Here is a 23824-nt window from a genome sequence, read left to right as displayed (position 1 = left end):
AACATGTAACTTATAAATTGATTAACGGAATGTATATATTGCAATTAATAGTAGAGGAGGGACCTGAATTGGCTGTAAGTAAAATAAAAGTCGCTCGTGTTCAGTTAGATTTAACACAACAGCAATTAGCAGAAAAAGTAGGAGTTACAAGGCAAACGATTAGTTTAATTGAAAAAGGGAAGTACAATCCTTCTTTAGAGTTATGTTTGAATATTTGTTATGCGCTAAACCAAACATTAAATGATTTATTTTGGGAAGAAGGCCCTAATTGATTAAAGATTTACTGTATTTCTTTATACATCAGTCTATGTGGTCCGATCGGATCGATATCAAATACTTTACCATGTTCTAGGAATCCTAATCGTTTGTAGTAATCTGCCACGTTAATACGAGCGTTGCACCATAGTACCGTTGTGTGACGTTCTTTTAGAATGGTTTCGGCGTGTGTAATTAATGAGCTTCCAGCATGTTGTTTCCGAAAGACAGGCACTGTAGCCATACCTCGTAAGCGATAATGATGATTACCTTGTAAGGATGGATGTATTTCATGAGAAAATGTAGCAATACTTACAAGCTCATCGTCTAAGAAAGCACCGAGATGAAAAGAATTTGTTGCATAGTCAGCTGGATATTTACAATCCTCCAAATTTTGATTTGGTCGTAAAATCTGTTGCCTAATTGCATATGTTTCAGAGGCATCGATATGCTTGATTTTCATCCTATCATTCCTTTCTTAAGATGTTTTTTCGATAAGTTGGAGAAAGAAATACGCGGGTGCCACGCAGAGTCCTAATACGCTACAAGTGCCAAGCAGGAGGGAAAGAACGAGACAAAAGTATTTCGTGCCATTTGATTTTTTCCATCCATAGCTGCAAATTTCAATGCTAATACCGATTAAAATAATAGCAACGAGTACTTCTGCTAATAACAAAAGAGCTAACGTTGAAATAGACATAGTGTGATTCATCCCCATAATATGTGATGGTAATATTTTACCATTAAAAAGAGGGAATCTTAAGAAAAAAATTGTGAGTGTTATATAAAAAACATCCCCTTCTCAAAAAACTGAGAAGGGGATGTTTTGCTATTCTAGTATGTTTTTCAGTGTATCAATGTGCTCTTTTGAACCTGTTACAAGGAGCGTATCACCATTTTGTAATTTTGTATCACCATGTGGTACGAGTGCTTGATTACCACGGTAAATTTGAATGATGAGCACGTCACCTAAGAAGGGCAGACGACGAAGCGGTAAACCGTTATATTTATTACTACGTAATTCAACTTCACGAACTGTTTCATTTGCTGTTGTAATTAAACGGACGAGACTCGGTTTATCGATGAGTGCACGTAATAAAATGCGTGTAGAGTTGATGGTTGAAAATACGACAATATGTTCTTGCGTCGCTTTTTCTTGTAGAAGAGGATCTTCTACACTTGCAATAACGTGTTCAACACCTAATTCTTTTGCGTGTTCTGCTAATAATAAGTTTTGTTCATCATCACTTGTTGCAACGACAACTCGATCAGCATCAAATGCATTTTGTTCGTCTAATTTTTCTATCGTAATGGTATCTAATTTTACGATAGGGAAGTCATGAGATGTCGCTTCCTCTGCATTTACTTTATTTTGACGCATCATGTATAGTGTCACATCATAATCTTCGCGTTTTAAATCAAGTGATAATGGAAGGGTGATTCGACTTGCACCAATAATAGAAACTTTTGGTTTTGGTGTTTCCACCTTCGGAAACATCTTTTTAAATAGTACAGGAGCAAAAATACATGTAATAACTGCACTCAAAATAAGTGAAGCGGATAGACTCGGACTAATAATATTTAGTTTTTCACCAATTTGTGCGGCAGCGATAACTAATGAAAGTGTAGAGGTTAATAAAATTGCACTTCCTAATACAACGTTACGCGGGTACCATTTTCTTAATACAAGTGATGGTAATAATTTTGAGATAAAGAGTCCAACAATTAAAACTGGAATCATGAGCATACTAGAAGGCTCTTTAAAAATAGACCATACTTCTAAATTAACACCAACCATAACAAAGAAAATTGGGATGAAGAAACCATATCCAATGGAATCAAGTTTTTCAACCATATCTTCATTTGGTGATAATAAGGACACGAGTACACCTGCTAAAAAGGCCCCTAAAATATTTTCTGCACCAACAGATTCAGATAATCCGACTAAGATTAAAATGAGTGCAAATACAGCGCGTGTGTCAATTTGGACACTACCAGCCTTTAAATTTTCTAGGTATGGAATATTTTTAAAGCGTCTTGCCACAAAGTAAATTACAATACCTGCACCAAATAGAACGAGAAGAAGCCACATGCTTTGGCCGCTTTCCGAGTTCAATCCGACGAATACAGCGAGTAGGATCATCGTAACTAAATCGGCAATAACAGCAACTAATAAAATAATTTGGCCAATTGCTGTTTTTCCTAAGTTATTTTCTTTTAATGTTGGTACAACAACACCTAAAGAAATTGTTGAGATAATTAGTGTCATAAACATTGCATTATCTACAAATCCAAGCCACACGAATATAAGTGATATAGCGTAGGATAAGATGAAAATGAATAAAAAGATAATGCTTGCTACTTGGAACGTGTTTGGTTCGTTCGCCGTATTCTTTTTCCCTTTTTGTTTAAAGATAGAAAAATCGATTTCTAAACCGCTTAAGAACATTAAGAAGATAAATCCTAGTGTTGATAAGACTTGAAGCCACATGTCAGGCTCGATGACGTTAAATCCACTTTTTCCTACAAAAATTCCTGCGATGATTTCTGCGACTACGACAGGAAGTGCTTTTAATTTAAAGCGTTGTAACAAAAGGGGAATGAAAAACGCGATTGCAACAACAATCATAAGTGACCCGACTGAAGAATGGTGGTCCATTGCGTTATCTCCCTTCAAAATAATATAGTACTTATTGTAGCCATATTATAGGAAGAAAAGCAATGCATGTGAACTCGATTTCATAAAGAAAGAGTTTTCTTAACATTTGTCATAATAAGTATGGTTTACATGATAATGTTGTAATTTCCGTAATATGGATAGAAGGGAAGATGCGGGATAAATAAAAAAGACTGCTGAGATTATCTCAGCAGTCTTTTTCTATTTATTACATAGAGAAGAAAATCCATACAGTAAGACCAACTGTTGCAATTGCAACGAAGAAACTGTATATCATTGTAAGGATTTGAATTGTACCTTCTCCTTCTCTTAAGTGCATGAACATAATTAATTGTAATAAACCTTGCGCAAGTGCCATTACGATAATAGCTGTTAATATCGTTGAAAGTGGCAAGTCTGTGTAAAGCGCAACGTATAAAGCAAGAAACGTTAGTCCAAGCGATAAGATGAACCCGAAAACGTGTGACCATGGAAACCCGCTATGCGCGTGTCCATTTGCTTGTGTATTGTTTTGTCCCATTATTACGCCACCATCCCGTTCAAGTAAACTAGTGTGTAAATAAAGATCCAAACAAGGTCAAGGAAATGCCAGTATAAGCTGATAATAAATACTTTACGAGCTGTAACTGGTGTTAATCCGCGTTTTAAAATTTGGATGATAACACAAGTTGCCCAGATGATACCACCCGTTACGTGGGCACCGTGTGTTCCAAGAAGAACGAAGAATCCAGATAAGAATGCGCTTGTTTGAAGCGTAGCGCCTTCTCCAACATACATGATGAACTCTTCAATTTCAAAGAATAAGAAGCCTGCACCTAAAAGTAATGTGAAAAGGAACCATCCTAACATAGCTTTTTGGTTGTTCTTACGCATTTCATGAATTACGATACCGCATGTAAAACTACTTGTTAAAAGTAGTAATGTTTGAATTAAAAGTGTTTTAACTTCAAACAAGTCTGCTGGTGTTGGGCCATCTGCCGTACGACCAGCAAGGACTAAATAAGAGGCGAAAAGTGTTGCGAACAGCATAATTTCAGCCCCTAGGAAAATCCAGAACCCTAGAATATTCAATCTGCTTTGTTCAGATTGATATTCTAAAGGTAAGCTTTTATCTAAAGCCGCCATTTCGTTTCACCTCTCATGCTACATGTTCTGTTTTTTTAATTTCATCAACGCTTACGTAGTAACCATCGTCATAATCGAATGAACGATAGATCATACAAGCTAACATACCGATACCGCCAATAATTGCTAACCCGAACCAGCTAAATACTAACGCAAAACCAGCAAGACCGATAAAGCTAGACATAATAATTGGCACACCAGAGTTACTTGGCATGTGAATTGGTTTTAATTCATCTGCTTTTGGTGTAATTGTTTCCCCGCGTTGCTTCATGAACCAGTAAGCATCAGCTTCTTTAATTTCAGGAAGTTTAGCGAAGTTGTAATGTTGTACAGGAGATTGAGTTGCCCATTCAAGTGTACGACCATTCCATGGATCTCCAGTAGTATCACGCTCACCGTGACGTGCGCTCCAAACTACGTTGTAACATAGTAATAGGAAACCAATACCCATCATTACTGCGCCGACAGATGCGATTTGGTTTAACCAACCCCATCCAAGGCTTTCTGAATAAGTGTACATACGACGAGTCATACCATCTAAACCTAAGAAGTACATTGGGAAGAAACAGATGTTAAATCCACTCATAAAGATCCAGAATGTCCATTTACCAATGCGCTCGTTCAGCATATGACCAGTCATTTTTGGATACCAGAACGTAAATCCAGCAAGCATAGCGAATACTGTACCTGCGATTAATACGTAGTGGAAGTGGGCGATTAGGAAGTAGCTGTTATGGTATTGATAATCAGCTGCTGCCATTCCAAGCATAACCCCTGTAACCCCACCGATTACGAAGTTTGGAATAAATGCCAATGACCAAAGCATTGGAACTGTAAAACGAATACGTCCTTTATACAGTGTAAACAACCAGTTAAAGATTTTAACCCCGGTTGGAATCGAAATCGCCATTGTCGAAATCGAGAAGAATGAGTTAACGGCTGGACCAGATCCCATTGTAAAGAAGTGGTGAAGCCATACAACGAAACTTAGTAAAGAAATTGCAATCATTGAGTACACCATTGCACTGTATCCGAATAGACGTTTACGTGAGAATGTACTAATGATTTCAGAGAAAATACCGAATGCCGGTAAGATAACAATATATACTTCAGGGTGACCCCATACCCAGAATAGGTTGGCCCATAACATTGGCATACCGCCGCTCGCCATCGTAAAGAAGTGAGCATCGAATAGACGGTCAAATGTCATTAATGCAAGAGCAACTGTTAATACTGGGAAAGCGAAAATAATGATAATTGTTGTAATTAAAATTGACCAAGTAAACATTGGCATTTTCATTAATGTCATACCAGGTGTACGCATTTTTAAAATCGTAACCAGGAAGTTAATACCGGTCATTAATGTACCAAGACCGGAAATCTGCAGTGCAATTGCGTAGAAGTTATTTCCTACGCCAGGAGTAAATTCAGTACCAGCCATTGGGAAGTATGATGTCCACCCAGCGTCTGGAGAACCTCCGATAACGAAAGCGATGTTGAATAACATTGCTCCGATAAAGAATAACCAGAAACTTAAAGCATTTAAGAACGGATATGCAACGTCACGAGCACCAATTTGTAGTGGTACAACAACGTTCATTAATCCCATAACGAATGGCATTGCCATGAAAAGAATCATAACTGTACCATGCGTTGTAAAGATTCCGTTATAGTGTTCAGCGTTTAAATATGTTGTATCCGGGAAAGTTAATTGAGCACGGATCATCAAACCGTCCATCCCACCACGGAATAACATTAAAACTGCCGATATAATATACATTATACCGATTTTTTTATGGTCAACAGTCGTTAACCATTCATCCCAAAGCCATTTCCATTTTTTGTACTTTGTCAGTACGAAAATGATTGCTAATGTCACAAGAACGATAGATGCGTCAGCTCCGTAAATAATCGGATCGCCTGTGACAAAAAATTCATCAAGCTTCACTGTGTTCACTCCAATCTGTTGGAATAGTATCTATTACTTTTTATTTTTGTAGTAGTTGTAATCACAATACTCAAGTGATTTTGGATCTACATACTTTAAGTGGTGACTAGAGAATGTCATACGCCCTACTACACCAGGTTTAATGATTTCATTATATTTTTCTTCTGTCAGTGGTTTAGCAGTTTCTTGAACTTCTTTTACCCACTTGTCATAATCTTCTTGTTTCTTTGCTTCAAGCTCAAATTCCATGTGAGTAAATCCTTCACCAGAGAAGTTCGAGCTACGACCAAGGTAAGAACCTGGCTTATCAGCTTGTAAATATAAATCCATAATCATGCCGTCCATTGTGTATTTCATACCGCCTAGTTCTGGAACCCAGAAGGCGTTCATTGGACCAACAGATGTTAGTTTGAATTGAATTGGTACACCAGCTGGTACGTTTAAATAGTTAACGGTTTCAATATTTTCCTCTGGATAACTGAATAACCATTTCCAGTTAGCTGATGTAACGTAAATTTCAACTGGTTTAAGATGTTTGGACTCTTTTGGAATCTCTTCTGATGCGTAAGTCGCCTTTACCGTTGGAATAGATAATGCGATAACGATAAGAACTGGGAAGAGTGTCCAAATAATTTCTAATAATGTGTTACCGTGTTGATCAGGTGGCTCATAGTCCATGTTTTCTGGTTTTTCACGATAACGAATCAAAATGACTGTAAACAAGATGAATACAATTGCAATAATCAACAACATAAGTACGAATGACCAAACGATCAAGTCATACTGTGCTTTTGCAACAGGCCCCTGTGGGTTTAATACTGCAAGTTTTTTCTCACAGCCACCGAGGAACAAGAGTAGTGATAAAGGAAGAAGTGAAGCCAACTTCCAAAACGATTTCTTTAGTTGCACGATTGAAAATCTCCTTTCTCCTTGGATTGAAACTATGCCAATAAAACAATATAAACCTATTAATTTATAGAAGGCAATAGTTTTTGCTAGATTGTTAAAAAATAGACACAAATGCACACTTTTTAAGGTGAATATCATTTGTAACTTGATTACATTGTAAACCATTTTTCGGACGAAAACATGATTGTAAAAATTTTAAGATAAATAAAGTTATACCAACATACCCAAGAAATAGAAAAATTGATTTTACCACGGTAATTAGTTGGAAAGTTTATATATTCAGTTTATTTCTGTGTGACATTTCTTTGCTTTTCAAATGTGACAATTTCTTTATATTTTATTTGGTACAAAGTATGGTAAATCCAATAATAGTCGCTTGTTCCATATATTCTTGTTCCTGTATTTTTCTCTTGTTTGTTTTTTTAATGAACATTCATCAGCGAGAGTGGAAGAAACATACGAATCGTAGTTTGCTTTATATCACTATAGAAATTAACTTAGTTGATGAGCTAAGTGTAAGAATGATAAGAAAGGCGACTATGATTAGATTCTCCGGATTTTATGTTTCATGGATAGAAAACATAAAAATATTTAAATATATTGGGACGCTTCGAAAATGTATAATTATTTTTAATTTACAATAGAATGAATTAGAATTTTGAAATAATTTAACTAAATCACGATTCAAATAATCTTTCTAGTAAACTAGGTAGAAGAAAGGTAGAATAAAAAGGGTGGTATTTAATGAAAATAACGATGTAATGGAGTTTTGAACATGTTAAAGAAATTGAAATATATATGTATAATAGGAATCGTACTACTTGTAATTCTTTTTGTAGGGAAAAATAAAATTCTTCAAAAAGTACAGGAGCTACGAGTGGACTTTCTTTTTGATATGAAAGAAACGGCTATGATTGAAAATGTTCCATTTATAAAACAACTTCCGGAACTGCAGCGAGGTTGTGAGGTGACAAGTTTAGCGATGTTATTGCAGTATAAAGGTGTCCAAGTAGATAAGATGCAACTTGCAAGTGAAATCAATAAAGTCCCATTTAAAGAGAATGAACTTCGTGGAAATCCTTATGAAGGATTTGTAGGGAATATTTATACGAAATCTGAACCTGGTTATGGTGTATATCATGGGCCTATTTTTAAACTTGCCGAAAAGTATATGCCTGAAAAAACCATTGATTTAACAGGAAAAGATATTCAGGATATTTATAAGGTCATTAGCTCAGGTTCACCGGTATGGGTAATTGCGAATACAACGTTTCAACCGCTAGCTGAAGGTAGCTTTGAGACATGGAATACAAATGACGGTGATATAAAAATTACATATTACGAGCATAGCGTAGTAGTTGTTGGATATGATCAAAACTACGTATATATGAATGATCCATTAGCTAATAATCCGAATAAAAAAGTGTCACGTTCCGAATTTGAAAGAGCGTGGGAACAAATGGGAAAACAAGCAATTACTATTTTATAAAAATGAAAGCTATCTAATATTAGAGATAGCTTTCATTTTTTGAATTAATAATAATCAGAAAATTCTTCGTTTTATGATTATTTCGAGCTATAATAACATTTAATTTAGTGAAGAAGGGAAGTGGATCAATGGATAAAGTAAAAGATGGTGTTCTTTCTAAAGAACAATTAATAGCGTGGAGAAGATATTTTCACATGTATCCGGAGCTATCTTTTCAAGAAGAAAAAACATCTCAGTTTGTATACGATATTCTTCAGAAAATTCCTCACCTAGAAGTTTCACGACCAACAAAGTATAGCGTCATGGCAAGATTAATGGGGGAACAGCCTGGGAAAGTGATTGCAATCCGTGCTGATATGGACGCACTCCCAATTCAAGAGGAAAATCAGTTTGAATTTGTTTCTACATATCCAGGGGTGATGCATGCATGTGGGCATGATGGTCATATTGCGATGCTCCTTGGCACTGTATACGCGTTAGTAGAGAAAAGAGAAAAAATTAAAGGGGAAATTCGTTTTTTGTTTCAACATGCTGAGGAGAATTTTCCGGGCGGTGCTGAGGAGATGGTTGCTGCAGGTGTAATGGGAAATGTTGATTATATTATTGGTGCGCATCTTTGGGCCTCTTTAGAAGTAGGGAAGGTGGGTGTTATTTATGGTCCAGCGATGGCAGCGCCTGATGTGTTTAACATTACAATAGAAGGAAAAGGTGGACATGCAGGTATTCCTCATGAAACAGTTGATAGCATTGCTATTGGTACGCAAGTAGTATCTCAACTTCAACAAATTGTATCGCGCCTCACGAATCCCTTAGATTCTCTCGTTGTATCTGTCACACAGTTTCATGCGGGAACAACGCATAATGTTATTCCGGAGCAGGCCACAATTGAGGGTACGGTAAGGAGTTTAAAGCATGAATTACGAGAACAAACAGCACAGCGGATTGAAAGTATTGTGAAGCATATTACAGAAACGTATGGTGCAACGTATCATTTTTCTTATGAATATGGGTATCGTCCTGTTGTGAATGATGAATGGGTTACACAAATTGTAGAAAATGCAGCGTTAGAGCTTTATGGTAGAGGGCAGGTACTTCGGTTACAACCTACGATGGCGGGTGAGGATTTTTCAGCCTTTTTACAAAAGGCGCCAGGTACGTTTTTCTTTATTGGCGCTGGGAACAAAGAAAAGGGAATTATATATCCACATCATCATCCTCGTTTCACAATTGATGAAGATGCCTTACCGATTGGTGTAGAAGTTTTTGTCACATCTGTTTTGAACCTTATTAGAAAAGGAGAGTGAGATAAAGTGAAGCTTTAATCAGTGGGGTTTTTTGGCGTTAGTATAATAACTAGAAATATTGAAGTGAAATACAATTCTACGGCGTTAGAGAAATAGGAATAGTATGCAATGAAGAAAGCTANNTAGCTTTCTTCATTGCATACATTTTCCCAAGGTGGAGAAATATAACGGTAATATCTTGAGAGGAAAGTTAGGTGAGGAAGATGACGAGCTTAGAGGCAGACTTATCTGCAATTACAAAATCTATTCGAGACACGTTGCAGTCTCCTAACGATTTAACAGTACGAGAGTTTGCGCTTTCTTGTTCATCTACTCGGTGTGCGGTTATTTTTCTATGTGGGCTTGCAGATAAAGACTTAATTTATCGGTTTGTCATCTGGCCATTACAGCATGAAGAGATTCCAAATAAAGCCCCAATCATGCAAACCTTATTAGACAGATTTATTTCTATAGGAGAAGTAAATACAGTAAAGACATTGTCAGATGTTATTAATTCTGTTCTAGTAGGAGATACCATTGTTTTAATCGATGGAATACCTCATGCATTAGTGATTAATAGTAGAGCATGGGAAAGACGGAGTTTAGAGCCACCGATCACAGAAAATATCATTCGAGGTCCTAAGGTAGGGCTCACGGAGGATATTGCAACGAATAAAATGTTAATCAGACGTAATTTACGTGATCCGAAGCTTCGATTTCAATCTTACATTATGGGAAAACGATCTCAAAAAGAAGTTACGTTAATTTATATTGAAGACATCATTAATCCATATATTGTAGCCGAATTAAATCGACGATTGCAGTCAATCGAAACAGATACGATATTAGATTCCGGAAAGATTGAGCACCTGCTTGAGGATAATAACTTGTCTCCCTTTCCGCAATTTTTAAATACAGAAAGGCCAGATAGAGCGATAGCTGCTGTAGCGAAAGGAAAAGCGGTCATTTTAGTAGATGGATCACCGTTTGCGGTTATTGCACCTATGGTTATTGTTGATATTTTTCAATCGCCAGAAGATCATTTTGAAAGATGGATTATTGGTACCTTACTAAGGGGGCTTCGTATGATAGCTGGGCTTATGGCAATCTTACTTCCAGCGGTATATGTTGCGCTTGTTTCCTATCATCAAGGTCTCATTCCATCCAATCTTGCGTATTCGATTGCTGGAGCGAGAGAAGGGGTGCCATTTCCTGCCTATATTGAAACCATCATTATGACATTAACAATGGAATTAATTCGAGAGGCGGGGCTTCGTTTACCCAAGCAAATCGGACAAACCGTTGGGATTGTAGGAGGACTTGTTATTGGAGAGGCTGCAGTAAGCGCTGGGATTGTCAATCCTTTTATGGTTATTGTAATCGCCGTTACGGCTATTGCTACCTTTTCTTTGCCTGTGTATAGTATAACGATTACATTTCGTTTCTTGTTATTTGCGTTTATTTTAGCAGCTACTATGTTTGGACTATATGGGATTATTTTAGCGCTAATTGCATTAGCAATACATATGATGAATCTAAAAAGTGTTGGAATTCCATATTTTACGCCAATAGCTCCTGCTTTTTATAGAGATTGGAAAGAAGAAGTAGCATTGTTACCGGAGGCAACGTTAAAGACAAGACCTGAATATTTACAGACCAAAGATGAAACATTGCGTTTAAAGGAGAGAAAGTGAATTGAAACCGTTTGAATACGGAGATGAAGAAATTGGATCTCGCGAGCTAACATTTGCAGTGTCTTCAGTCATTATAGGTACAGGGGCACTTTCGATGCCCCGGATAATTGCGGAAAAGACGCTTTTTACAGACGGATGGATTATTTTGCTTCTTGGTGGATTGATTTGTGCATTTTTTGCTTGGCTTATTACGAAAATAGCCATTCTATTTCCGAAACAAACATTTTTTCAATATACAAGTATATACTTATCAAAACCCGTAGCCTTCATTGTTACAAGTATTATGGTGTTAACGTTCGTTGGCGTTACCGCGTATCAAGCGCGAGCAATTTCAATTATTTCACAAACATACTTATTTGGTAAAACGCCTATTGAACTTTTATCATTTTTTTACTTACTTGTTGTTATCTATGGAGTAAGTGGTTCTAGAGCGGCATTACTTCGCCTTAATTTGTTATTTTTGCCAATTGCAGCGAGCGCCATTTTGGCTTTATCTCTATTAAATATAAATTTAATGGATACTCATAATTTGCTCCCGCTGTTCCAAACAAAATGGAGCCAATACGCTCTTGGAATGAAAGAATCTATTTTTACATTTATTGGGTTTGAGGTCGTTTTATTTTATTCTTCAATCGTGAAGCAAAGAGAAAAAGCTCCTTTAGCTGCTGCAAAGGGGGTAATGATTACGAATTTACTATATATCCTCATTTATCTTACTTGTATTACAGTCTTTTCTTATTCTACGACGAAGAGTTTAACGTATCCTGTTATTGAGTTAGGAAAGGAGATTGAAATTGGCGGAGGATTTTTAGAACGTTTTGATGCCATTTTCTTTACGACTTGGATTCTTACAATTTTTAATACAACAGCTATGTATTATGATATCGCAATAATCGGTTTTTGTTCGATGTTTCCTTCTATTAAAAAGAAAACATTTATTTTTGTAAGCGCACCAATTATTTACCTGTTTAACATGCTTCCTGAAAATGTTACCACGTTAACTCAGTATGGTACCTACTTAGCTTGGGTTGATATGGCGTGCATTATCATTGTTCCCGTGCTTGTCTTCATTATTTATAAAATAAAAGGAGGCAAGAAGAGTGAATCGTCTTCATAAATGCATTTGTTGTATTGTTTTGTCTTTGTGTATAAGTGGTTGCTCGGAACGAAAAGAAATTGAAGAGAGGGGCTTTGTTGTAGGAGTAGCTTTTGATGCTGTGAAAGACGATGAAGGAGAAAGTGATTCAAAGAAGCCACCTCGTATGAAGGGAACATATCAACTTGTTTTACCGAGTTCGCTAGCACAACAGGGAGGGAAAAATGGGGGGGGAGATAATTATATTAATATTAATGCGACTGCTGATAGTGTTTTTGCACAAATTCGAGAGATATCCAAAAAAATCAGCCGCTCTCTATTTTTTCCGCATATTAAAGTCATTATTTTTTCAAAAGATTTATTAAAGCAACAAAACCTTTTAGAACAAACGTTAGATGTCTTTCTTCGCGATCATGAAATGAGGAGGAATATTCGGATTTTTGTTTCTAAGGGACGCGCAGAGAAGGTTTTGCAACAAAGTTCTAAACCGGAAAATTTACCAGCAAAATATATTGATTTATTAGCAGATCATGCAGAGGCTAATGCATTTATGTTAGAAGCAGTTCGTATTGGTGAGGTACAAGAAACGATAACTGCTAAAAGAAGTTTTGTACTTCCGATTTTACAATTAACGAAACAAGGTGTAAAAATGGAAGGGGCTGCTGTGTTTAAAGGAAAGGATAATAAATTGATTGGCCTTTTAACTGGAAAAAATACGCAAGGGTTAAATTATATAATTGGAAAGAAAGCGAGTGGTTTTGTGACCATTCGAAAAGAGAAAAAAGCGTTCACGTATGAAATTCACAAAATAAGACGAAAAATACATGCTTCTTTCACAGAACTACGTCATCCGAAGTTTACAGTTGATATTTATCCTGAAGGTGTACTAGCAGAGGCTTATTTAGGCGGGGATGGAAAGCCGTGGAGTGAAAAGAAAATGAAGACATACATTTCTAAAGAGATGGAAAGTATAGCGATGAGGACGATAAAAAAAATGCAAAAAGATTTTAAAACAGATGTTCTTGAGTTAGGGGATTACTATAAGCGGCATAAGTATAAAGAGTGGAAGAAGATAGAAAAAAATTGGGATAGAGGGGAGAACTATTTTTCTAAGAGTGAAATAGTTGTTCGTGTTCATCCGGTGGTAGAACATTCAGGTTCTTTAGTACCAAAAGGTGGTCAGTAATGTGGCATGGAGGCGTTTCTTATCAATATGTTTAATGTTTTTTATATTAAGGGGAGGTATGATATGAAAACACCTTCTACTCTTACAATTATAAATACTATCTTGATGGGAATTATCCCATACGCTGTTTATTTTTTGAATAAAAAAATTAAAAAATATGGTGCACAACCGTGGGGAAATCCAAATGAAGATGAAAAAGGAAACCCATAGCTCAGGTTTCCTTTTGTACATTATTATGGATTTTTGCAGAATCGAGTGAATGCTATTACGTAAGATTCGGATTGGTGAAGCCTCACTGATGGAAGTTTCACTTTATACAAGTCCTAACCAATGTACCAATTGCGTTGTGAGGAATGTAACCGCAATGGCGATAACAGTAGGGATTGCAAAGGATAAAAATGTCCATTTAGGACTCTTTGTTTCTTTATATATGTTTACTAATGTTGTTCCGCAAGGGAAATGAAGAAGAGAGAACAACATTGTATTTAACGCAGTTAACCACGTCCAGCCATGCTCTAAGAATAAGTTTTTAATTTGATTTAAATCATCAATTTCTGTTAAAGCACCAGTTGATAAATAAGACATTAATAAAATGGGAATGACAATTTCATTAGCTGGCAGTCCAAGAATAAATGCAGCTAGAATGAACCCATCAAGACCTAGTAATTGAGCGAATGGATCTAAGAAATTCACAAAATACATAAGTAGGCTTGTGTCACCTACATAAATGTTGGCTAATACCCAAGTTAATACAGCCGCAGGTGCAGCTACAATTACCGCGCGTTTTAAAACATATATTGACTTATCGAGTGTGGAACGTACAATTGTGTTCCAAATTTTCGGCTTACGGTATGGTGGTAATTCTAACGTATAGTGAGTTGGAACACCTTTTAAAGCGGTTTTTGATAATACCCAAGATACTGTTAAAGTAACAATAACCCCAATTACAACCATTCCGACAACAACACCAGCTGTAACAAGCGTCTGCATGCTACCGGTATAGCCTGCCGCCATAAAGAGTGATGCCATTAATATTAACGTAGGCCAACGTCCATTACATGGAACGAAGTTGTTTGTTAAAATCGCTAGCATACGCTCGCGCGGTGATTCGATAATACGTGTTGACATAATAGCAGCAGCGTTACAACCAAATCCCATTGCCATTGTTAATGATTGTTTTCCGTGAGCACCAGAACGTTTGAATAAGCGGTCCATGTTAAATGCAACACGTGGTAAATACCCGTAGTTTTCTAATAAAGCAAACATAGGAAAGAAAATAGCCATAGGTGGTAACATAACGCTAATTACAGCGCCAGTACCACGAAATAAGCCGAGAATTAAGATGCCGTGTAACCATTCTGGTGCATTCATCGCTTGAAACCAAGCGGTTAAATAACCTTCTGCCCATCCGAAAAACTCAGCAATCATACTAGATGGCACATTAGCTCCGGCAATTGTAAGGTAAAAAATAATAGATAAAATTCCGAGCATAATTGGAAATCCAAATATAGGAGAAGTGAAAATTTTATCTAGCTTTTCTGAACGATATAGCTTATCGGTATTTGTGTATTGAACAGCGTCCTTACATATGTTTGCGGAAGTTCGATAAATATCGCTTACAATATCATCTCGTATGTCCTCCTTTGTAAGTGTTTGCGCATGCTGAACAATATAATCTAATGGAAGAGCTTTACTGGCTGAGTGAGATTCCATTTATGATGACCTCCCTTACAAGCGGCTCCTTATGATGTTTTTGGAGTGCTGCTAGAAAATTTTTATCTCCATCTAATATACGAAGTGCTATCCAGCGCGCGGGATAAACATCTCCGAAAACTTTATAGATTTCTGGTTCTAATTCTTGAATCATGCTTTCAATTTGCTCATTGTAAGTAATTTGAACAGGCGTAGGGAGTAATTTTTTGTTTGCTACTTTACCGATTACACTTAGTAAATGGTTGATTCCAACTCGGTTTCGAGCAGAGATTTTAACTACAGGGACTCCGAGTGATTTTGCTAATTTTTTTTCATCGATAATAATTCCTTTTTTCTCAGCCTCATCGATTAGGTTAATACAAACTACAACGTCTTTTGTCATCTCCATAACTTGCAACGCTAAATTTAAATTTCTTTCCATAGCAGTTGCATCCACCACAACAACGGTTACGTCAGGTTTTTCAAAAATGATATAATCACGTGCCACTTCTTCATCTGTAGAGTTTGAATACAGAGAGTATGTTCCTGGTAAATCAATGAGAGTATATATACTTCCGTTATGTTCATACTCACCTTCAGCTTTTAATACTGTTTTTCCAGTCCAGTTTCCAGTATGTTGCTTTAACCCTGTTAATGTATTAAATAACGTACTTTTCCCGGTGTTAGGGTTTCCTGCTAGTGCAATGCGATGTTTTTTCATTTTGAATCATCTCCTATTATTCTCCCGAAAATAAGGGAACTTTCTTCACTACGCAGTGCAATGGTTGTATTGCTTACTTGATAAGCGATTGGATCTCCGAGCGGGCTTTTTTGCAATACTTTAATAGTAGCTCCAGGAATAAACCCTAAATCTAATAATCGACGTTTCATAGTTCCTTCTAATTGTATCTTCTCGATTTGTACAAACTGCCCTGTTTGGAAATGTGAAAGGGGTTTGATATTAGCCGATACCATAAAAGTTACCTCTTCTCTATATTTTTAGTGTTGGTTTAAAAAGTTTGCCGAGGGAAACTTTTTGTTACTAATATAGTAGACTACATTGGATGACGATGTCAATTAGTACTTTAAAAATATTCAATTATTTTTAGAATTGTTCCAATTTATTTTGCTGTGCAGAAAAATATTACTGAAATTATGTGGGATAAATGCGGAATAGCATTTATAAAGTTGGAAAAATGAGGGGATTTGTAAATGCACTTTTAATATTGATGGTGAAAAACAAGATTTTATTTACGATAAATTTACATTGTTAAAAGTAAATTTACAATCAGGGCTAATTTGTGTGGTTTCTTTTGGTTTTTTTAATAAAAAGAGGTGAAATATATAGGTTTCGCGGCGTGTTCGTTCTCTTTACTTAAAATTAAAAATTGCTTAACACTAACATAATATTATTGTCCTACAATGAATTTGTGTTCGAAAGAAGTAGATGAATGTGAAAAAGTGATAATCCAAATGGGGGTACAAGACATGGTTATGAAAAAAGGTATTAAATTTTCGTTAGCAGCATTAGTAGTTGCGGGTGCTTTAGTTGGGTGCGGAAAATCAGAAAGCACAGATAGTAAAGAAACTGCTAAAGGTGGTAACGATGCAAAACAAGAATTGTCGGGTACAATTGCGGCAGCAGGTTCTACAGCTCTTCAACCGCTTGCTGATGAAGCGGGTAAAAAATTCATGGAAAAGAATCCAAGCGTTTCTATTCAGGTTCAGGGTGGCGGTAGTGGAACGGGTATTAACCAAGTAGCTTCCGGTGCGGTTCAAATCGGTAACTCTGATGTTCCATCTGCAGATAAAATAAAAGACCCAGAAAAAGCGAAAGAATTAGTAGATAACAAAGTGGCAGGTATTGCATTTGCGCTTGTTGTAAATAAAGATGTGAAAGTTGATAACTTGACTGCGAAACAAGTACAAGATATCTTCTCTGGAAAAGTTACAAACTGGAAAGAGTTAGGCGGTAAAGATGAAAAAATTAATGTGATTAACCGTCCGGCATCATCAGGTACACGTGCTACATTTGAAAAAACAGTTATGAAAGATGAGAAAATTAACGATGGAACAGGTACAACACAAGATTCTAACGGTGCGGTAGAACAAGCGATTAACTCTACTCCTGGCTCTATTAGTTACCTTGCGATGTCTTATATGGTAGGCGATAAAAAAGATGCATTACAAACTGTGAAAATTGATGGTGTAGAGCCGAAAGTTGAAAACATTTCTGCAGGAAAATATCCATTCTGGTCTTATGAGTACATGGTAACAAAAGGGGAAGCAAAAGAAGCTACAAAAGCTTATATTGATTATGTAAAAGGTAAAGACTTCGAGAAACAAGTAGAAGATATGGGTTACATTCCAATGTCTAAACTGAATAAATAAATATTCAACGGGGCTGGCTGCGAGGCCAGTCTTGTTCATTTCAATCTATGAAGTGGGGTTATGTCCTGTGATGAAGGGGAAAAAACAAATTAATTATGTAAAAAGTGAATACATCGGAAGAACGCTTGTTACGTTTTGCGGTATATTGATTGTTCTTGTTACATTAGCAATTATTGCATTTATTTGCGGAAAAGGAATTCAATCCTTTACGCAAAGTGGTATTTCATTGTCTGAAGTACTGACATCAACGAAATGGAATCCGAATGCTGATCAAGGTTCATTTGGTGCTGTGATATTTATTGTGGGTTCGACTCTTGTTTCATTAGGCGCAGTCGTTATTAGTGCACCAATTGCGCTAGCTCTTGCGATATTTATGAATTTAATTTCACCAAAATTTGGTAACAAAGTATTAAAGCCTGTTTTGGAATTATTAGTTGGAATTCCTTCAGTAGTATACGGTTTGTTAGGGGTTACGATTTTAGTTCCGCTTTTACGTGATTCATTCGGTGGTGTTGGTTTTAGTTTAATTGCAGGTATTATTGTGCTAAGTATTATGATTTTGCCTACTATTGCTAGTATTGCTTCTGATGCAATACGTTCAGTTCCATTTGATTACTTGGAAGCCTCTTATGGTTTAGGTTCAACGAAATGGCAAGCGATTAGCCGTGTGATTGTTCCAGCTGCAAAAAAAGGTATTTTAACAGGGGTTGTTTTAGGTTTAGCGCGTGCTTTCGGTGAAGCGTTAGCGGTTCAAATGGTAATCGGGAATACTGTTAAATTACCTGAGGGGATATATAGCCCAACGGCAACATTGACAGGTATTTTAACAATGGACATGACGAATACCTTAAATGGAACGGCCTGGAATAATGCTTTATGGACATTGGCAATGATATTACTTGTTATTTCCTTCCTATTTATTTTAGTAATTCGAGCAATTGGCCAAAGAGGTGAACGATAACGATGAATGCAAGAAAAGTAAATAATATTTGGACGGGTATTTTATATGCAGTTGCAGCGTTTGTAGTAGCTTTACTTGTTTTCTTAGTATACGAAATTTTGCAAAAGGGCTGGGGATTTTGGGATCCAAGTTTCTTATTCGGAGAACCAAGTAATACAAGAGCAGGTGGTGGAATTGGTCCGCAGTTATTCAATTCTTTCTATATGCTTGTTATTACTTTAATTATTTCAATTCCACTTGGATTAGGAGCAGGGATTTATCTTGCAGAATATGCAAAACAAGGACGTTTTTTAGGTTTTGTTCGTTTGTGTATTGAAACGATGGCGTCATTACCTTCTATTGTTGTTGGGTTATTTGGTTTATTAGTATTTGTGACAATGACTGGATGGGGCTATACGGTCATGGGTGGAGCGCTTGCGTTAACAATTTTGAATTTACCAGGCTTAACGCGTGTTTGTGAAAATGCAATTTCAGAAGTTCCGTCTAATGTAAAAGAAGCGAGTCTTGGGCTTGGTGCAACAAAGTGGCAAACGATTGTACGAATTATTATTCCGACATCATTACCACAAATTATTACAGGAATTATTTTAGCGGCAGGTCGTATATTTGGTGAAGCAGCGGCATTAATTTATACAGCGGGATTAACATCGCCAATTTTAAATTCGGCAGCTGATCTTTCAAGTCCTGCACATCCATTGAATCCATTTCGCCCAGCTGAAACGTTAGCAGTTCATATTTGGAAATTAAACTCTGAAGGGATTATTCCAGATGCGAAGTTAATTGCGACAAAATCAGCAGCAGTCTTAATTATTATGGTATTACTTTTTAATATTATTGCCCGTTTTACGGCATCTGTACTTCATAAGCGCTTTACAGGAGCGAAGAGATCTCGTAAAGCAACAAAAGCAAAAGCAGCTTAAATGCTTGTACCCTAACTGGATAAGAAGCTCTCTGTTTATAAAAAACAGGGAGCTTTTTTGTATAAAGTGAATCCGATAATCTCGGCTATAGCAGGAGTATGAAGGGGGAATATTGTATATATACCTGTGTATGCAAATGTTGGAATGGAGATAGGGAGGGCGCTTTTCATGTTTTTTCTACAAATGTCAGGCTTTCCAGGTTCGGGAAAATCGACACTTTCTAGACATATAGGGAAAAATACAGGAGCGGTTATTATTGATCATGACATTGTAAAAACGGCTTTACTAGAGTCGTTGGAAACACGCCAGATTGAAACTGAGGCCGCTGGTGGAATTTCGTATGAAATCGAATGGACATTAATAGACTTTCATTTGTCCCAAGGGTATAGTGTAATATTGGATAGTCCGTGTCTTTATACAGAAATGGTGGAGAAGGGGAAGATGTTGTCTAAGAAATATCGTGTGAAATACAAATATGTCGAATGTTATCTTAATAATATAGAAGAAATTAATAATAGGTTAAAGACACGAGAACGAATGATAAGTCAAATTGAAAAAGTGGAATCGGAAGAAGCGTTTAAGAAATGGTTAGATGGTAGTAAACGCCCATCTGAGTGTACGTACCTTATTGTAGATTCTGGACAACCATTAGAAGACTATATAGATGAAGTGATGACTTATGTGAATGAGTAGTCAAAAAATTATAATTGCGTATTATAGTAGAAAAAAACGTTATCTCCAGAACGGAAGATAACGTTTTTATTGTTAAGCTTTTGGTGTATCTATAGAAGAATCTACTTTTCTACGTGAACTTCGTTTTTTACCGAACCGGTCTAACAGTTCATACATAACAGGGACAACAACTAGCGTAAGTACAGTTGACACTGCTAAACCACCAATTACAACAACGGCTAAGCTCTTAGAAACCATACTTCCTGCTTGTGATTGACCGAATAACAATGGTAACATTGCTACGATTGTTGTAATAGCGGTCATAATAATAGGACGTAATCGAGTAGATCCTGCTTCTAGTAAAGCTTCACGTGTTGTCATGCCGTGTTCGCGGTTTTGTTGAACACGTTCAAGTAATACAATAGCGTTCGTAACAACAATCCCGATTAGCATTAATGCGCCAATTAGAGAATTCAAATCAACAGGCGTCCCCGAAATAATTAATCCTAAAATACCACCGATAGCTGCTAATGGTAAAGAGAATAAAATTGCAAATGGAGCGCGTGCCTGCCCAAACGTGATAACCATAATTAAGTAGACAATCCCAATTGCAATACCCATGATTTTGAATAAATCGGTGAAGTTTTCTTGCATTGCTTCACCTGCACCGGCAACTTTAACTTTCGCGCCGCTTGGTAGGTCTAATTCTGAGATCGCTTTGTTCACTTCTACATTTACTTTACTTAAATCTTCAGATGTTGACTCAGCAGTTATTTGAATCGTTTCTTTCCCATCTTTATGGAAGATTTCCGTTTGTAACTGTTTTTCTGAAATAGTTGCAATGTCTCGTAAAGGAATTGGTCCCTTTACAGGAGATAGAATGCTTGTATTCAGAATATCTTCTTGTTTGTTTATATTTTCTTTCTTATTTTCTAACATCAAGGTTGTTTTCTCATCGTTAATTGTAATTTGTCCAACAGGTGATTTCTTCATAAGAAATGAAACTTGTTGTCCTGCTGTTTCTGGTGTTAATCCAACTTGCTCTGCTTTTGTTTGATCAATATGAATTTGCCATTCTTTTTTTGACTCTTCTAGATTTGTTTTTACCTTAGAGAGACTGTCGATACTTTTTAGTTTTGTTTCAACGAGATTGGCAGCTTTTTTTAAGTTTTCTTCATTATTTGCTGTTACGTTAAATTGTAAGCTGTTGCCTCCGCCAAAACTAGAAAAGCTTGTTTTAGTGTAATCAAATTCGGCTGGTTTAAAGTCTGCCTGCTCTTTTTTCAATGTTTTGATATATTGATCAATATCTGATCCTTTTTTAAAGGTGACAAAAATAGATGCAAGGTTACTTTTAGTTGTAAATCCAAACTGTGCATCTTCGGCACTAGAACCCATTCGTAACATAACATCTGTTATGTCGCTATTAGCAAGTAATTTTTTTTCAAAATCAAAGGCTTTTTGCTTTCTAGACTCAAGATCGTAATTTGTTGGGAATGTCATATTAATTGAAAGCAACGTGTCGTCTTCCGCTTTGATATTTGCTTTTGGTAGTAATATGTAAGCGGCGATAGACCCAGCAAATAATAAGAAAGAAGAGAATAAAATAATAAACTTATGCGAAAGTGCCCATTTTAAAGTAGCTACATACTTTCTTGAAGACTGTGGACTTCGTTGTTTTGTCTTTTTGAGTAATAAAAATGCCATAAGTGGAACAACTGTTAGTGCGACAACCAATGACGAAAGGATAGAGTATACAACTGCCAGTACCATAGGTAACATAAGTTCACCGATTGTACCTGATACAAGACCAATAGGTAAAAAGACAGCGACTGTTGTTAATGTCGAAGAGGTAATGGCGACTGCTACCTCTTTTGTTGCATCTAGAATAACGTCTTTTGAAAAGGTGTCCTTTTGTAAACGGCGGAAGATATTTTCGATGACAACAATACTATCGTCAACGAGACGTCCAACGGCAACGGCTAATCCCCCAAGAGTTAAAATATTTAATGTAATATTAGATTGATCTAGTAAAAATAGCGTTAATAAAATAGATAATGGAATACTAACAACAGCAATAAGCGTTGTTCGAATACTCCGTAAAAAGAATAAAATAATAAATGTTGCAGCGATTGCTCCTAAGATTACTTCTTTCCCCATGCTTATAACAGCGTTTTCGACTTGTTCGTGAGTAGAGGATAGTAACTTAATTGTGTAAGTATCTTTATATTCTTTATTTATATTTTTAATTTGTTTATCGATTTCTTTCCCGATTTCAACAGCGTTTTTGCTAGGTTCTTTCATAATAACTAATCCAGTTCCCTCTTCGCCGTTTACATGTGTAACAGTGTCATGATGTTGTTTCGCTTCTACTTGTGCTATATCTTTTAATTTCACTTGATTTTCAAGTGTTATGTTCTTCACTTCATCTACACTTTTTATATTTCCAATAATACGAAGATTGTGATCTTCCTTATTTACAGTGACCTGACCGGCTGGAGTGGATGTTTCTTTGCCTTGTAAAGCAGTTAATATTTGCTGAGGTGTCACGTTTTTCTGTTTCATTTGTTCTGGGTCTAATAGGATAGATAGCTCGGATGTTGATTTGCCATAATACATGACGTTAGCAACGCCATCGATATTTTCGAGTTGTGGAACGATTTCTTCTTCAATCTGCTTTTCATCAGCTTTTGTAAAACCGTTTTGTTTTTGAATCGTAATCTGTGCAAGTGGAATCATAGAGGTGTTAAGTTGACTGACGACAGGTTTTGTAATTTCTTTTGGGAAATTCATGTTGCCAGTAATTTTTTCAACTTCGCGTTCGGCGTCCTTCATGTTAGCATCAGACGTATACGCGATATCAATACGAGACAAACCTTCATGAGTAGACGAGGTAATCGTATCAACGTGTTTTAAATTCCGAAATTGTTTTTCGAGAGGTTCGGTTACTTCTTTTGTCATTGTTTCAGCATCTAACCCCTGAGACATTGTAGTGACAGTTACTGCTGGGTTATCGACACTAGGTAGAAACTCCATCGGTAATTTAGAGCCTGAATAAACGCCGAGCACTGAAATTAGAAAGACCATGATGATAATAGCGGCTCGGTTTTTTAATGAGAATTTTGTTAACCTATCCATAAAAGTAATTCCTCCGTTTAATTTTTTTGTCTACTTCGTTACTATATAACAAAATCTGGATATCTTTCATTAATTAAATGTAAAAAAATTCTAAATTTATTCTTAAGTAGTGAGGGAAGAGGATTGTAACGTTTTCGAAGTGAGGGAGAAGAAATTCTATTTAAATATGAAATAAATAGGTAGAATTATGAAGTGGAAAACTTTTTAATATTATTTTTAAAAAACACTTGTGATTTTAAAATGAGGGTGGTATATTAATAAACGTCGCTGATGCGAGAAACGCAGAAAGCGGAAAAAGAAATTTAAAAAACTTAGTTGACATCGAAAAATGAAGATGCTAACATAAGGAAGTCGCCAAGAGGCGATGGACAAGTTCTTTGAAAACTGA

General features: G+C 36.3%; 22 protein-coding genes. 11 read left to right on the top strand and 11 right to left on the bottom strand.

Going from position 1 to position 23824, the window contains the following annotated elements; genetic code table 11:
* The first annotated feature begins 68 nt into the window (after nt 1-68).
* Nucleotides 69-272, top strand: coding sequence for a helix-turn-helix transcriptional regulator (locus tag CN373_RS15350; RefSeq protein ID WP_000301188.1), 204 nt, complete (start codon nt 69-71; stop codon nt 270-272).
* A gap of 8 nt (nt 273-280) precedes the next feature.
* Here the strand turns inward: CN373_RS15350 and CN373_RS15345 are convergent, their stop codons facing one another.
* The 7 genes from CN373_RS15345 to qoxA form a co-directional block, all read right to left on the bottom strand.
* Nucleotides 281-718 carry a GNAT family N-acetyltransferase gene (locus CN373_RS15345; RefSeq protein ID WP_098359638.1) on the bottom strand — a complete coding sequence of 146 codons (438 nt, stop codon included), beginning with the start codon at nt 716-718 and terminating at the stop codon, nt 281-283.
* A gap of 15 nt (nt 719-733) precedes the next feature.
* Nucleotides 734-967, bottom strand: a complete 234-nt coding sequence (locus CN373_RS15340; RefSeq protein ID WP_111901857.1) for a DUF4022 family protein — start codon at nt 965-967, stop codon at nt 734-736.
* A 117-nt stretch (nt 968-1084) separates the two neighbouring features.
* Nucleotides 1085-2914 (bottom strand): monovalent cation:proton antiporter family protein, encoded by a 1830-nt coding sequence (locus tag CN373_RS15335; protein ID WP_098359637.1) that lies wholly within the window; start codon nt 2912-2914, stop codon nt 1085-1087.
* A gap of 226 nt (nt 2915-3140) precedes the next feature.
* A complete protein-coding gene (gene qoxD / locus CN373_RS15330) occupies nt 3141-3452 on the bottom strand; it encodes a cytochrome aa3 quinol oxidase subunit IV (protein ID WP_000531390.1) in 312 nt (103 codons plus the stop codon).
* A 2-nt stretch (nt 3453-3454) separates the two neighbouring features.
* Complete coding sequence (qoxC, locus tag CN373_RS15325) at nt 3455-4057, bottom strand: cytochrome aa3 quinol oxidase subunit III (protein ID WP_000729309.1); 603 nt, start codon at nt 4055-4057, stop codon at nt 3455-3457.
* Between the two features lie 13 nt (nt 4058-4070).
* On the bottom strand, nt 4071-6005 hold the full coding sequence (qoxB, locus tag CN373_RS15320; RefSeq protein WP_000762385.1) for a cytochrome aa3 quinol oxidase subunit I: 1935 nt from the start codon (nt 6003-6005) through the stop codon (nt 4071-4073).
* A gap of 33 nt (nt 6006-6038) precedes the next feature.
* Complete coding sequence (qoxA, locus tag CN373_RS15315) at nt 6039-6914, bottom strand: cytochrome aa3 quinol oxidase subunit II (RefSeq protein ID WP_001176177.1); 876 nt, start codon at nt 6912-6914, stop codon at nt 6039-6041.
* A 775-nt stretch (nt 6915-7689) separates the two neighbouring features.
* Between qoxA and CN373_RS15310 the strand changes: the two genes are divergently transcribed.
* From CN373_RS15310 to CN373_RS25585, 6 genes are all read left to right on the top strand, one after another.
* Complete coding sequence (locus CN373_RS15310) at nt 7690-8403, top strand: C39 family peptidase (RefSeq protein WP_098359636.1); 714 nt, start codon at nt 7690-7692, stop codon at nt 8401-8403.
* A gap of 128 nt (nt 8404-8531) precedes the next feature.
* A complete protein-coding gene (locus CN373_RS15305; protein WP_098359635.1) occupies nt 8532-9707 on the top strand; it encodes a M20 family metallopeptidase in 1176 nt (391 codons plus the stop codon).
* Between the two features lie 203 nt (nt 9708-9910).
* Nucleotides 9911-11380, top strand: a complete 1470-nt coding sequence (locus tag CN373_RS15300; RefSeq protein ID WP_098359634.1) for a spore germination protein — start codon at nt 9911-9913, stop codon at nt 11378-11380.
* A gap of 1 nt (nt 11381) precedes the next feature.
* Complete coding sequence (locus CN373_RS15295; RefSeq protein WP_098359633.1) at nt 11382-12497, top strand: GerAB/ArcD/ProY family transporter; 1116 nt, start codon at nt 11382-11384, stop codon at nt 12495-12497.
* The gene (locus tag CN373_RS15290; RefSeq protein WP_098359632.1) at nt 12481-13662 is read left to right on the top strand and encodes a Ger(x)C family spore germination protein; all 1182 of its coding nucleotides are present in this window, start codon (nt 12481-12483) and stop codon (nt 13660-13662) included. Before CN373_RS15295 ends, CN373_RS15290 begins: the two co-directional genes overlap by 17 nt.
* A gap of 63 nt (nt 13663-13725) precedes the next feature.
* The gene (locus tag CN373_RS25585; protein ID WP_098359631.1) at nt 13726-13872 is read left to right on the top strand and encodes a hypothetical protein; all 147 of its coding nucleotides are present in this window, start codon (nt 13726-13728) and stop codon (nt 13870-13872) included.
* A gap of 102 nt (nt 13873-13974) precedes the next feature.
* Here the strand turns inward: CN373_RS25585 and CN373_RS15280 are convergent, their stop codons facing one another.
* The 3 genes from CN373_RS15280 to CN373_RS15270 are packed head-to-tail and all read right to left on the bottom strand — an operon-like array spanning nt 13975 to nt 16329.
* The gene (locus tag CN373_RS15280) at nt 13975-15375 is read right to left on the bottom strand and encodes a nucleoside recognition domain-containing protein (RefSeq protein ID WP_000443623.1); all 1401 of its coding nucleotides are present in this window, start codon (nt 15373-15375) and stop codon (nt 13975-13977) included.
* Nucleotides 15353-16075, bottom strand: coding sequence for a FeoB small GTPase domain-containing protein (locus tag CN373_RS15275; protein ID WP_098359630.1), 723 nt, complete (start codon nt 16073-16075; stop codon nt 15353-15355). Before CN373_RS15275 ends, CN373_RS15280 begins: the two co-directional genes overlap by 23 nt.
* Entirely contained in the window at nt 16072-16329 is a 258-nt protein-coding gene (locus CN373_RS15270) for a FeoA family protein (protein WP_000252985.1), read from the bottom strand. The genes CN373_RS15275 and CN373_RS15270 overlap by 4 nt, the downstream gene beginning before the upstream one ends.
* A gap of 513 nt (nt 16330-16842) precedes the next feature.
* Between CN373_RS15270 and CN373_RS15265 the strand changes: the two genes are divergently transcribed.
* From CN373_RS15265 to CN373_RS15250, 4 genes are all read left to right on the top strand, one after another.
* The gene (locus CN373_RS15265; protein WP_113708502.1) at nt 16843-17745 is read left to right on the top strand and encodes a phosphate ABC transporter substrate-binding protein PstS family protein; all 903 of its coding nucleotides are present in this window, start codon (nt 16843-16845) and stop codon (nt 17743-17745) included.
* Between the two features lie 70 nt (nt 17746-17815).
* Nucleotides 17816-18706, top strand: coding sequence for a phosphate ABC transporter permease subunit PstC (gene pstC / locus CN373_RS15260; RefSeq protein ID WP_033664626.1), 891 nt, complete (start codon nt 17816-17818; stop codon nt 18704-18706).
* Between the two features lie 2 nt (nt 18707-18708).
* A complete protein-coding gene (gene pstA, locus CN373_RS15255; protein WP_000994015.1) occupies nt 18709-19626 on the top strand; it encodes a phosphate ABC transporter permease PstA in 918 nt (305 codons plus the stop codon).
* Between the two features lie 168 nt (nt 19627-19794).
* Nucleotides 19795-20319, top strand: a complete 525-nt coding sequence (locus tag CN373_RS15250; RefSeq protein ID WP_000465753.1) for an AAA family ATPase — start codon at nt 19795-19797, stop codon at nt 20317-20319.
* Between the two features lie 72 nt (nt 20320-20391).
* Here CN373_RS15250 and CN373_RS15245 read toward each other — a convergent pair whose 3' ends face one another.
* Nucleotides 20392-23436 carry an efflux RND transporter permease subunit gene (locus tag CN373_RS15245; protein ID WP_000375566.1) on the bottom strand — a complete coding sequence of 1015 codons (3045 nt, stop codon included), beginning with the start codon at nt 23434-23436 and terminating at the stop codon, nt 20392-20394.
* Nucleotides 23437-23824 lie beyond the last annotated feature (388 nt).

Source organism: Bacillus cereus (genome assembly GCF_002561295.1).
Lineage (GTDB): Bacteria > Bacillota > Bacilli > Bacillales > Bacillaceae_G > Bacillus_A > Bacillus_A cereus_S.
The sequence above is the reverse complement of the archived record's forward strand: the minus strand, read 5'-3'. Positions and strand labels throughout refer to the sequence as shown.